Annotated in this window: 9 protein-coding genes; 1 reads left to right on the top strand and 8 read right to left on the bottom strand. The window is 61.8% G+C overall.

Annotation, left to right across the window (positions count from 1 at the left end):
* Positions 1–27: 27 nt before the first annotated feature.
* From dacB to H7R73_RS14885, 4 genes are all read right to left on the bottom strand, one after another.
* Complete coding sequence (dacB, locus tag H7R73_RS14900; RefSeq protein ID WP_042017206.1) at positions 28–1461, bottom strand: D-alanyl-D-alanine carboxypeptidase/D-alanyl-D-alanine endopeptidase; 1434 nt, start codon at positions 1459–1461, stop codon at positions 28–30.
* Positions 1462–1548: 87 nt separating this feature from the next.
* Complete coding sequence (locus H7R73_RS14895) at positions 1549–3309, bottom strand: DEAD/DEAH box helicase (protein ID WP_103259891.1); 1761 nt, start codon at positions 3307–3309, stop codon at positions 1549–1551.
* 136 nt (positions 3310–3445) lie between these two features.
* A complete protein-coding gene (locus H7R73_RS14890) occupies positions 3446–4483 on the bottom strand; it encodes an HlyD family secretion protein (protein WP_103259892.1) in 1038 nt (345 codons plus the stop codon).
* A 10-nt stretch (positions 4484–4493) separates the two neighbouring features.
* The gene (locus H7R73_RS14885) at positions 4494–4826 is read right to left on the bottom strand and encodes a DUF3302 domain-containing protein (RefSeq protein WP_103259893.1); all 333 of its coding nucleotides are present in this window, start codon (positions 4824–4826) and stop codon (positions 4494–4496) included.
* A 227-nt stretch (positions 4827–5053) separates the two neighbouring features.
* Here H7R73_RS14885 and H7R73_RS14880 point away from each other — a divergent pair, with 227 nt between their 5' ends.
* Positions 5054–6697: a mechanosensitive ion channel family protein gene (locus tag H7R73_RS14880; RefSeq protein WP_182951307.1), complete on the top strand. Its 1644-nt coding sequence runs from the start codon at positions 5054–5056 to the stop codon at positions 6695–6697.
* Between the two features lie 62 nt (positions 6698–6759).
* Here the strand turns inward: H7R73_RS14880 and H7R73_RS14875 are convergent, their stop codons facing one another.
* The 4 genes from H7R73_RS14875 to H7R73_RS14860 form a co-directional block, all read right to left on the bottom strand.
* On the bottom strand, positions 6760–8181 hold the full coding sequence (locus H7R73_RS14875) for a carbon starvation CstA family protein (protein ID WP_103259894.1): 1422 nt from the start codon (positions 8179–8181) through the stop codon (positions 6760–6762).
* Between the two features lie 144 nt (positions 8182–8325).
* Positions 8326–9030 carry a two-component system response regulator BtsR gene (gene btsR, locus H7R73_RS14870; protein WP_103259895.1) on the bottom strand — a complete coding sequence of 235 codons (705 nt, stop codon included), beginning with the start codon at positions 9028–9030 and terminating at the stop codon, positions 8326–8328.
* Complete coding sequence (locus H7R73_RS14865) at positions 9027–10718, bottom strand: sensor histidine kinase (RefSeq protein WP_103259896.1); 1692 nt, start codon at positions 10716–10718, stop codon at positions 9027–9029. Before H7R73_RS14865 ends, btsR begins: the two co-directional genes overlap by 4 nt.
* A 352-nt stretch (positions 10719–11070) precedes the next feature.
* Positions 11071–12306 (bottom strand): HD-GYP domain-containing protein, encoded by a 1236-nt coding sequence (locus H7R73_RS14860; protein ID WP_103259897.1) that lies wholly within the window; start codon positions 12304–12306, stop codon positions 11071–11073.
* Positions 12307–12397: the final 91 nt, after the last annotated feature.

The raw sequence follows: 12397 nt of genomic DNA, 5'->3' as shown, positions 1-12397 counted from the left end.
CCTTGCCGGCAAGGCAGCCCGTCTGTCTCACTGCTCGACGATCTGGATGGGTTGCTGCTGGTAGATGCTCTCCAGCACGCCTTTTTCGAAGACGGTCCAGGGCCAGGGCGCCTTGCTGGCGCGGTAGCGCTCGTGGGTCGCCGGATCCTGGGAGAGACCGCGCTGGAACATCACGAAGGCCTTGCGCTGGCCACCGGCGGTGTCGATGAAACCGGCGAGGTTCGACGTACCTGTGATGGTACCGGTCTTGGCGTGCACCTTGTTCTTCATCATGGGAGCGGTGACGCTGCGTCGCCAGGCCAGGGTGCCGTCCACCTGGGAGCTTGGCAGCAGCTTGATGAAGTCGAGCTCGGCATCGTTCTTCTGGATGAAGTTAAGCACCGACAACATCTGGCGCGCGCTGATGAGATTGTGGGCGGAGAGGCCGGAGCCGTCGGCCAGGGTGGCGTTGCCAAGGTCAATGCCGTGCTTGGTCAGGATGGCGCGCACCGCCATGGTGCCGCTGCGATAGCTGCCCGGCTTGTTGTAGTAGTGACGCCCCACGGTTTTGAGGAAGGTATCGGCGTAGAGGTTGTCGGACTTTTTCAACATCTTGGCGAGCATCACCGGCAGGGAGACAGAGTAGTGGGTCGCCAGGGTCTGGGCACCGACTGGGGCCTGATGGGTGACCCGCAGCAGGCCGTCGTGGCTGATCCCGGCGCGGTTCATGGCCCAGCGGATGTTGTCCCAGCCCCAGGCCTCCACGTCATGGATGGCAAAGCGCAGCCCTTGTGGCTCCTTGTTCGGGGTGATGCAGCCCTTGAGCTCGTAGAAGTTGCCCTTGGCCATGTCTACTTCCAGGGCGCAGAACTGACGCGCCATGTCGCCATAGCTCATCACCTCCACGTTGTCGGCGCCGATGCCGATGGGCACGCCGGTGGCCACGTTGCCCACCGCAGGCTTGCCAATCTGGGTGGCGGTGATGGTGCCGTAGGCGCAGTTCTTGTCGATGATGACCGAGGAGACGGGAGCGGCGAAACAGAGGGTCTGATCCCCCCAGGACCAGCCGTTGCCACGCTCATAACCGTTGTAGGCACCGGTGTTGACATAGACGTTGCCCTGAATGCGGGTGACGCCCAACTGTTTGAACAGGGCAACCAGATCCATGCGCGACAGGGTCGGGTCGCCCACGAAGTTGATCCAGATGTCGCCGTTGATGGTGGTGCCCTGTTTGGCGCCGGGCTGGGCCTGGATGTCGGTGGCGAAGCGGAAGTCGGCGCCGAGTTCGAGGCGGGCGGCGAGCGCGGTCAACACCTTCATGGTGGAGGCGGGGGCTATCATGTCATCGGCGTGACGGGCAAATTCCACCCCGTTGTTGCCCTGTACGATGACGGCGTACTGGCCCCCCTTGGGCGGGGTCAGCGGGGCGGCGTGGACCGCCAGAGAAAAGAGAGCACAAAAACCAATCAACAGCCGCTGCATAGGATCCTCTAACTGAACGAAAGGGCGGCATCAGAAACCGCCCCGATAATCAAACCGGGTGACTGCCGGGTATCGCCTGCCATGGGGTCAGGCCGGGGCGTTGGCAGTCCGGTAACGCCCCTCGTAATCGAATATTTTTTCCTTCACCTGCCAGAAGCGTCCCGACTTGCGGGCGATGACGAAATCCGGGTGACGGAACTGGTCTGCCGCGAGCATCACGCTCGCCAGGGTCGTGAATTCGGGCTCCAGGCCCGGGGCGGGCCAATGATGACGCACAAAGCGTTGTTGAAACAAGCGCTGTGCACCCCGGGAGTGAAAGGGGAAGTACTCCGTCAGGGTCAGGCCATTCTCGTCGTGGTAGGTCACCTCCAGCCGCTCCCCCTGCTTGCCGCGCCCAGGGCTCAGGGTCAAACCGGCGCAGCGGATCACCATGCAGTCCTTGAGATTGAGAGCCTCCTTGAGCTTGTCGTCAGGGTCCACCAGCAGCTGGTCACAGCGTTGGCAGCGACGGGCGGCGATGTCGTTTTCAGCGCCGCAACCGGGGCAGATCTTGGCGCGAAAGCGGTAGTCGCACTCCTCGCGGTTGCCCTCGTCATCTTCAAACAGTCCCTGACAGCGGCGGCCATAGTGCTCGATCACCTTGCCTTCCTCGTCGGTCTTGCCCCAGAAGGTGTTGGCAAAGCCGCAGGCGGGGCAGGGCACCTGAACCGGCTCGGTGCCGGCGTGGGGCCTGGGCTCCCCCACTTCGGGGGCAAACAGGTTGAAGTTGTTGCCTGCGTAGTCGAGCACCAGGCAATCGCTCTTGCCGGGTGAGAGGCGCAGGCCCCGTCCCACAATCTGCTGATAGAGCGACACCGATTCGGTGGGACGCAGCATCACGATGAGGTCGACGTGGGGGGCATCAAAACCGGTGGTGAGCACCGCTACGTTGACCAGAAACTTGAGCTCGCGCGCCTTGAAGGCACTGATTAGAGCGTCGCGCTCCGGTCCCGGCGTCTCGCCGGTGACGAGGGCGGCCTGCTGGCCTCTGGCACCGAGCAGGCCATGAATTTCCCGGGCATGCTCGACGGTGGCGGCGAAGATCATCACCCCCTGCCGGTCGGCCGCATACTCCAGCACCTGGCTCAGGATATGGGGGGTGACCCGCTCCTGGCGCTTGATCTCGCCGTTGAGCTGCGCCTCGCTGAACAGGCCGTTCTCCCGCGGCACCAGCTTGCTGAAGTCGTAGTGGACGATGGGGGCGTCCACCAGGCGCGGCGGGGTCAGGTAGCCGTTTTTGACCATGAAGCGCAGGGGCAGTTCGAACACGCAGTCACCAAAGAGCCGCTCGCCGTGGCTCTTGACCATGCCGTGGTAGTGGCGCCGGTAGATCCAGCCCAGCCCCAGCCGATAGGGGGTGGCGGTGAGCCCGAGGATCTTGAGGGCCGGATTGGCGGCCTTGAGATGCTCGATCACCTGATGGTATTGGCTGTCGTCATCGAGCGAGACCCGGTGGCACTCGTCGATGATGAGCAGGGAAAAAGCCCCGTCGAAGGCATCCAGATTGCGGGCCACCGACTGCACCGAGCCGAACACCACCTGGGCGCTGGCCTCCTTGCGAGCCAATCCGGCGGCGAAGACGTCGGCCTTGAGTCCCCAGGCCTCGTACTTGGCGTGGTTCTGCTCCACCAGCTCCTTGACGTGGGCCAGCACCAGCACCCGGCCACGGGCCTTGCGGGCCAATTCGGCGATCACCAGGCTCTTGCCGGCGCCGGTGGGCAACACCACCACGGCGGGGTCCGGGTGCTTGCGAAAGTGGTTGATCACGGCGTTGACCGCGTCTGTCTGGTAGGGTCTGAGGACGAACATGAGGAGACTGGTAGCTGCAAGATGGCGTCATTATAGGGATCTTGCGATGAAAATGCAGCGAGGGGAGGCTGCGGCGCCACCACCAGACGAAAACGGGCCGGCATGATGCCGGCCCGCAGGTACCACTAAGGTGCGCTTAGTGGAAGGGGAACAGGTAGTTGAGCCAGCTACCCATGCGCATCAGGATCTTGCGCATGATGGCCACATGGTGGACATGCTCGGTGTAGATGGCGGCCTGTCCGCTGGAGCCCGCGATTACCTGATACTTGGCCCACTCGGGGTCGGTGATCTCGAGCACGATGGGCAGGCGACCCGGTACCTGGGCCGAGGTCTGATCGATAAGACCCGCCTGTGCCTGGATATTGCCCGGTGCCATGGCCGGGATAACGGACTGCACCTTGGCCTTGAAGATGCGACCCGGGATGCCGTCGAGCACGACTTCGGCCTCGTCACCCGCCTTGAGCCGCTGCATGCTGTTCTGCCAGAACCAGCCGACATAGGCATTGGCATCTTCATGAATGAAGGTCATCACGGGGCGGAACATGAAGGGGGCGGCAATCATGCCCGGGCGCAATGCCAGTTGCACGACATGACCGTCACTCGGGGCGTAGACCACGGTCTGCTCCAGATCGTACTTGGCGATGTTGAGCTGGGCACTCAGGTCATTGAGGGTCGCTTTCTGCTGATCTATCTGGGCGACGATGTCATCCACGTTGGCCTGGGTGACGTCGAGGTCGCGCTGTTTGCCGATGCCCCGTCGCATCAGCTCCTGGGCGCGATCCCTGTCCAGGCTGGCGGAGCGAAGGCGGGCGTCCAGAGCCTTCAGAAAATCGGTGTTGGAGGCGAGGCGCGCCGTCAGGCTGGCGACCTTCTCCTGGAAGGGCTCAGCGTCGATGCGAAACAGCACATCCCCTTTTTTGACCGGCTGGTTGGGCTTGACCGGGACGTCGGTGACACGCCCCTTGACCAGGGGAACGACGGGGGTGGAGACGTAGTAATTGCGCGCCAGCTCGGAATAGGGGTGGTTGTAGTTCATCAGGACGATGAGGGCGCCGATGATGAAGACGCCGCCGAGCACGGCGGTCGGTACAGTCCACTTGTTGAGCGGGATCTTGAAGATCTTGAAAATCCCTACACAGATGGCCGTATAGGTGAGGATAAGTAGCAAGTCCATGAAAGATTACCTATTTGTCGGTCTGTTCGAGCGTGGTCATGCGGGCTTGCAAGGCGGCAAGCTCTTGCTTGAGCGTCTTGATCTCATCTTCGTCTTTGTCCAGACGGTGATTGAAGCCCCAGCCGCGATCGGGGCGATACACGGTGGCCCAGATCCAGAGGAAAGGCCAGAGCACATGCAGGGTGAACAGGCTGACCCAGCCGGCTACGTGAATGGCATCCTGGTGGGGGTGATTGCGATGCTTGGCAATCTCATACGGAATGTCGTGGATGACGATGATCCCGTAGAACATGACCAAGACGACGAACACCAATATTCCCAGGGCAATGTAATCAAGTACCATCGATTTCTCCCATCTTAGTCGCGAGGTAATGCCTTGTTTCGTCTAGACAAGGCATCCGGCCATGATGACAGCATATTAGCTGAGTGCAAGAGTGCAACCGGGGAGTTGATATTCCGGTACAGGCTCGGTTAAACGCTTGGTTATTTATCATGCACCTCGAGTTTCCTTCTATAAAATCAATCAGGAAAGAGATTCGTATGTCTCGCAGCATATAGAAAGGTGGCGCTATGGAAAGGCGATGCAGGATTAGCCGCTGGTTGGCGGTGTTGCTGTTGTGCAATATCACGCTGAACGGCAGGCCGTGGGCCGCCGAGCCCAGGCTGGAGCCGACCGTGCAGGAGAAGGCGCAGACCCTGGTCCTGCTTCATGAACCCATCGTCATGCTGACGGCTAAATATGGCAACCTGGATGGGGCGGCCAGGGTACGGCTGGCCCATGAGCGAGTCCAGCGGATGGAGCCAAGCGACCTCATGACGCCTGTGGCCGTGGCGAAAGGCAGCCGGCACGGCCAGGAGAGCCGGGAGTTTCTGGTCAATGGCAAGCGCATTCTGGTGTTGCTGGAAGGGGACCTTGATGAATTCGACGAGCTGACCCTGGATCAGGCGGCCGAACGCGTCCTGCATCGGCTCGACGGCGTGCGCATCAAGTATCTCGAGCTGCACTCGACCCCCTATCTGGTCAAGGCCGTCGGCTTGGCGGTGGTGGTCAGCCTGATCTTCTTCGGCCTCATCTGGCTGTTGCAGCGGGGGCATCGGCGAGTCAGAAAGTGGCTGGCCAACCGCCTGTTGCTGCAGAAGGGGCTGGTCCCCCACTCCTGGCGCCAGGTCACCGGGAATGTCGAGGTCCGCATGCTCGGCCTCATCACGCTGCTGCTCATCTTCATGCTCACCTATGGCTGGCTGACCTATGTGCTCGGCCTGTTCCCCCAGACTCGGGCCTGGAGCGATCGGCTTGGGGAATCCCTGTTTGCCCTGTGTGGCGACATGCTGGAAGGCATGATTGCCGCCATGCCCGGTCTGGTAACCGTGCTGCTTATCGTGGTCATCACCCGTTTCTTCATCAAGATGCTGGCCATCCTCTTCGACCGCATCGAGCGTGGCCAGTTTCGGGTGCAGGGTTTGCACGCCGAGACCATAGGCGCCACCCGGCGACTGCTGTCAGTGGTGATCTGGCTGTTTGCCCTGACCGTGGCCTACCCCTATCTGCCGGGGGCGGATTCCGATGCCTTCAAGGGGATCAGCGTCTTCTTCGGTCTGATGGTGACACTGGGATCGGCCGGTATCATGAACCATGCCATGAGCGGCCTGGTGCTCATTTACTCCCGCGCACTGCGGCCAGGGGATCTGGTGCAGATCGGCGAGGTGGAGGGGATGGTGAGCGAGCTCAACGCCCTCTCGACCAAGCTGGTGACGCGCCAGGATCACGAGGTCACGCTGCCTAATGCGGTGGTGGTGGGTGGCAAGGTGGTGAACCTGACACGGCTGGCGGGCGAGAAGGGGGTGGCCCTGTTGACCAAGGTGACTATCGGTTATGACACCCCCTGGCGTCAGGTACATGCCATGCTGGAGCTGGCGGCGAGGCGCTGCACCCGGCTCAATCAGGATGAAGCTCCCCTGGTGCGGCAGTTGAATCTGCAGGATTGGTATGTGGAGTACGAGTTGCAGGTGAGGATGAAGGCAAGCGAACTCCCTGCGGTGGTCAAGACGGAGCTCCATGGCCATATTCAGGATGTCTTCAACGAGTTCGGGGTGCAGATCATGTCCCCCAACTTCATTGCCCAGCCGGAGCAGGCTGTGCTGGTGGCCAGGGAGCAGTGGTATCAGGCGCCGGCCCGGGCGCCCGATCCCGCCGAGCCCCCCGTCAGGGAGTGACCACAAAAAGCAGAGGCCCGGCAGCAATGCCGGGCCTCTTGTCATGAAGAGAAGCTGATGCCTCAGCTCTCCTTGGCCTCTCTCAGTTGGGAGGGCCTGAATTTCACCAGGAAGGCGAGGGTGATGAGGGCGGTGCTCACCAGACCGATGATGGTGGAAACATTCATCTCGAGGCCGAAACCGATGGGGGCGTTGGCCAGGTAGGTGATGACCACTGCGGTCATGAAGATGGCGGGAATGGTGCATACCCAGTGCAGCTTGCCTTCCTTGATGAGGTAGGCGGCAGCAGCCCACAGCATGACGACGGCGGTGGTCTGGTTGGCCCAGCCGAAGTAGCGCCAGATCACCCCGAACTCGGCCTTGGAGATGATGAAGCCAAGGATGAACATGGGGATGGCGATGAGCAGACGTTTGGCCATGGGCTTCTGGGTCAGGTTCAGGAAGTCCGCCACGATGAGGCGGGCGCTGCGAAATGCGGTGTCACCGGAGGTGATGGGCAGGATCACCACGCCGAGGATGGCCAGGATGCCGCCCACGGTACCGAGCAGGCTGGTGGATACTTCGTGCACCACGGCAGAGGGGCCGCCGCTGGCCAGGGTGGCGTTGAGCGCCTCGGTGCTGTCGTAGAAGGAGAGACCCAGGGTGCACCAGATGAGGGCGATGATCCCTTCCCCTATCATGGCTCCGTAGAAGATGAAGCGACCGGAGCTCTCGTTCTGCATGCAGCGCGCCATCAGCGGGGACTGGGTGGCGTGGAAACCGGAGACGGCACCACAGGCGATGGTGATGAACAGCAGCGGCCAGAGCGGCAGATCCGTCGGGTGCAGGTTGGAGAAGTCCATCCCGGTGTTGTAGAAGCCCTTGCCGGAGACGATGAGGCCGATGATGAGGCCGACCGACATGAACACCAGCAGCGCGCCGAAGATGGGGTAGAAGCGGCCGATGATCTTGTCGATGGGGACGATGGTCGCGAGGATGTAGTAGGCGAAGATGGCCGCAATCCAGTAGACCAGGTCGGTGGAGGTGAGGTTGGCCAAGAGGCCCGCCGGGCTCAGGACGAAGACCACGCCCACCAGCATCAGGAGCACCACGGCAAAGAGGTTCATGAAGTGCTTGGCGGCGGTGCCGAGGTGCTCACCGACTACGGTCGGCACCGAGGCGCCCCTGGCGCGTACCGACAGCATGCCGGAGAAGTAGTCGTGGACCGCACCGGCGAAGATGCAGCCAAAGACGATCCAGAGCATGGCGACCGGACCATAGAGGGCACCCAGGATGGGGCCGAAGATGGGGCCGACGCCGGCGATGTTGAGCAGTTGAACCAGGTAGACCTTCTTGTCCGACATGGGGACATAGTCCACCCCGTCCGCCATGGTGATGGCGGGGGTCTTCAACTCGGGTTTGGGCCCGAATATCCGTTCGATGAATTTGCCGTATATGAAGTAGCCGGCTATCAACAAGCCGACACAGAGGAAGAACCAGATCATTGCTACGCTCCTGCTTTGTTATTTTTTGGTGTGCGCAGCCAGTGTAGGGGGGGACTTCTGTTAACGGCAGGTGAAAGGGGGTGAGCGGCGACATGGCGACCCGAGCGGTTGTCCGCTGTGATCCGGCGCACATCGCGCCCCGTTTTATTCCAGTCCCAGCTCGTCTTTTAGCTCCTTGAGGTAGCGGCGGCTGACCGGTACCCGGGCCCCGCTCGGGGTCACGATCTCCGCCAGCTGATTATCCAGCAAACGGATTTCGAAGATGGCGGCCGGGGCCACCAGATACTGGCGGTGACAGCGCAGCAGCGGGGTCTTCTCCTCGAGGGACTTGAGGGTGAGCTGGGTGTGAAACAGCTCGCCCTGGCAGGCGACATGGACGCCGCCGAGATCGGAGAAGGCGTACTCCACCTGTTCGATGGGCAGCAGCCGTACCCGGTTGTGCAGGTATCCGGGGATATGGTGGATGGTCGGGGCCAGGGTTCCGACCGGTTGCGGGGTGATGTCCTGCCTGAGCCGCGCCAGGGTCTTGGCGAGGCGCGCCGGCTCCACCGGCTTGAGCAGGTAATCGAAGGCGTTCTCCTCGAACGCCTGGATGGCGTAGTCGTCGAACGCGGTGACAAAGACGATGCGGGGCAGGGGATCGAGCATGGCCACCAGCTCCATGCCGCTGAGCTTGGGCATCTGGATATCGAGAAACACCACATCCGGCTTGAGTTGCTGGATGAGGCCGATCGCTTCGATGGCGTTGCCCGCCATGCCCAGGATCTCGATGTCGGGATCGCTGGCCAGCAGCTCTGCCAGCTCTTCGCGGGCATAGGGCTCGTCATCGACGATCAGGGTGCGGATCATGTCATCTCCTTGGCGGTGGTGCGGGGTTGTCGTGGGAGCGTCAGGGAGACCCGGGTCCATTGCTCTGGCTCCCACTGGACGTCAATGCCATAGCGCTCGCCAAAGGCGCTCTTGAGGCGCTTGTCCACCAGGCTCATCCCCAGACCATCCCCCTGGCCGGATGGTTGCCAGGCTCCGGCATTGTCTTCGACGCAAAGGGTGATCACCTCGGGGGTTTCCCTCGCGAAGAGGCGAAGTCGCCCCTCTCCCAGCAGGGAGCAGATGCCGTGTTTGATGGCATTCTCGATGAGGGGCTGCAGGGTGAAGCTAGGCAGTTGGACCTCGGCAAGGTGGGGCGGGATCTCGTTGATGACGGTGAGCCGCTCGCCAAAGCGGGCCTGCTCTATCTCCAGGTAGGAGAGGCAGTGCTCCTGCTCCTCCCGCAGCGTGGTCAGGCCGCTCTGGCGCTTGAGGTTGTTGCGAAAGAAACGGGAGAGGTGCAGCAGCAGCTCCCGTGCCCGTCCCGGATCGCGGCGGGTAATGGCGCTGATGGTGTTGAGGGTGTTGAACAGGAAGTGGGGGTTTATCTGTGCCTGCACCAGCTTGAGCTCGGATTGCACCAGCAGGCGCTGCTGCTGCTCCAGGCGGCCTGCCAGCAGCTGCTGGGACAACAGGTTGGCGATCCCTTCTCCCAGGGTGTGATTGATCTTGAGGAAGAGCCGCTTCTTGGGCTCATAGAGTTTGATGGTGCCGATCACCCCCTCGTCACCCTGCAGGGGGATCACCAGCACGGAGCCGAGCTGGCACTGGGGGGAGATGCTGCAACGATAGGGCTGGCTGTTGCCATCGGCGAACAGCACCTTGTTCTGGGCGATGGCTTGCAGGGTGATCGCCGAGGTGATGGGAGTGCCCGGCTTGTGGTGATCTTCTCCTGTGCCGATGAAGGCGAGGATCTTGTCGGTGTCCGTGATGGCGACGGCGCCGACGCCGGTCTCTTCCTGAACGATATGGGCTATCTTGCCGCTGGCCTCCGGAGTGAACCCCTGGCTCATGATGCCGACGGTGCGGTTGGCGATGGTGAGCGCTTTGGCGGAGAAGACCCGGGAGAACTTTTCGTACATCCGCTGCTGGTCGCGGATCATGCTGATGAAAAGCGCCGCCCCGCAGGAGTTGGCGAGGATCATGGGGGTGGCGATGGTGCGCACCAGCAGCAGGGACTTGTCGAAGGGGGTGGCGACCAGCAGGATGATCACCATCTGCATGATCTCGGCAACGAAGGTGGTAAAGAAGGCGACCCTGGGCGCAAAGAGGTCATTGACCCTGCCTGCCCGCATCAGCCGCCAGTGGACCAGCCCCCCCAGCAAGCCTTCGCAGGTGGTGGAGATGGCACAGGCGAGATCGGTGAACCCCCCCAGGGTATAGCGGTGCAGGCCGCCGGTCAGCCCCACCAGGCATCCCACCAGGGGGCCACCCAGCAGTCCCCCCAGTACGGCACCGACCGCCCGGGTGTTGGCAATGGCGTCATCGATGTCGAGGCCCACATAGGTTCCCAGGATGCAAAAGCAGGAGAAGATGACATAGATGAGCACCTTGTGGGGCAGCCTGACGGAGTAGTTGGCCAGGGGACGCAGCAGGGGGCTTTTGGAAAAAAGGTAGGCGATGACCAGGCTGACGCTCATCTGCTGGAGCAGAGAGAGGACTAGTTGCATAAAAAAGCTTCCTCAAACACCACGCCGGAGCCGGGCGTTGTCATGACGCAGGGTGAGCCGGAGCCCGTCCTGATGCGGGCTGCGGGCGGAACGCTGCGGCAGTTTGCCAGAATGGAGAAATAAAACCATATAAAATCAGCACGTTAAATTGATATTTGTGTAATCGGTGCCCGCTTGATATTGCTGATGCGAGCATGAAGGTATCCACCGGATACGCCACACGGAGGTGGCATGCTCCGCCCGGCCATCGGCTGGGCGTTTTTTATCCAGCTCCAATGGTGGACGATTTCGAGGGGACCTGAGCAATTATTCAGGTTTGTCCAATGAGTTATCCCCAGCTTCTGGGGATAACTCAGAAGGCGAAATAGTAACAGACCCGCCGACCCAGACCGAAAAAGGCGCGTTGCGCGTCGTCCAGCTCTTCCTGTCTGAGGGTGGCGACGATGCTTCGCGTATCTTCCCGCAGATCGATCATGGCCACCCCTTCCGGTCGCTGTCCCTTGAGGTAGGGCAGCACCTTGGGTCTGAGGGGCATGCTGGGCTCGGTGGAGAGCACCAGGGCCAGGGCATCGTCATCCAGGCGCACCAGGGAACCCGGCGGATAGACCCCCAGCACTTTTATCAGCAACCTGACCTGGGTTTGCTCGAACTTCTTCTGGGAGAGCTTGTAGAGCTGGCCGATCACCTGGCTGGGTCCCGGCGGGTTGAGGCCGCTGCGCGGGTGAAGCAGCTCGTCATAGTGGTCCACCAGCCCGATGAGGCGGGCGAGGGGGGGGATCTTGTCGCCCTTGATCCCGAGGGGAAAACCGCTGCCATCGAGGCGTTCGTGATGCAGGTAGGCGACCTCGCGGATCCTGGGTTCGAAAGCCTGCAACTGGTTGAGCATCTCCAGTCCGTACTGGGGGTGCATGTTGAGGAAATTCTGCTCCGCCTTGCTGAGCTCCCCCCGCTTCTGGATGATCTGGCTCGGGATCCTGAGCTCGCCGATGTCGTGGAGCAGGCCCGCCAGACCGGTCTCCTCGATCTCGACGGGATTCATGCCAAGCTCCCGTGCCATCAGCATGGCGATGAAGGCCACGCTCAGGCTGTGTTGCAGCAGGGTATCCGTGTTCTGGCTGCGGATGAGGTGCAGACCGAGCGGCCCCTGGTGTTCTGCCAGACGGGCGGCGGTGCTGCGCACTATCTGCGCAGTATTGGCCAGGCCTTCGTCCGGTTTGAGGTTGAGGGCGCCAAGGGCGTCGCGAAGATCTGACAGGGATTGACCGAACGCCTTGTCCGCGATGCGAAGGGAGCGCCTGAACGCCTTTTCGTCGAAGGTGGGGCCCTCAGAAGAGGAGGTGGTATCCCCGGTGTCGCTCATCTCAAGCGAGGGGACGGGTTCGGCCCGCAGCAGGGGCTCGACCGGCAGATCGCTCTTGTCGGGATCCACCATCAGCAGGGTCAGGTCGAGGTGGCGGATGATGTCGAGCTGTTGCTGGTCCTTGATTTTGAAGGCGTTGAACATGAAAGGGTGGCTCGTCCATCCCGTGGGAAGATGGATGTAGTGGCCGACTCTCAACTGCTCGATGGAGGCCTGTATCAGCGCCATGGACTAGCTCTTCTGTCGAATTTGCCTATCAACAAGCTAGCAAAATTAAACAGATAGACAAACAAAAAAGCCCGCGCATGTGCGCGGGCTC

The organism is Aeromonas sp. WP2-W18-CRE-05, assembly GCF_014168615.1.
Classification (GTDB): Bacteria; Pseudomonadota; Gammaproteobacteria; order Enterobacterales; family Aeromonadaceae; genus Aeromonas; species Aeromonas caviae.
This window is presented reverse-complemented; position numbering and strand designations above follow the sequence as displayed.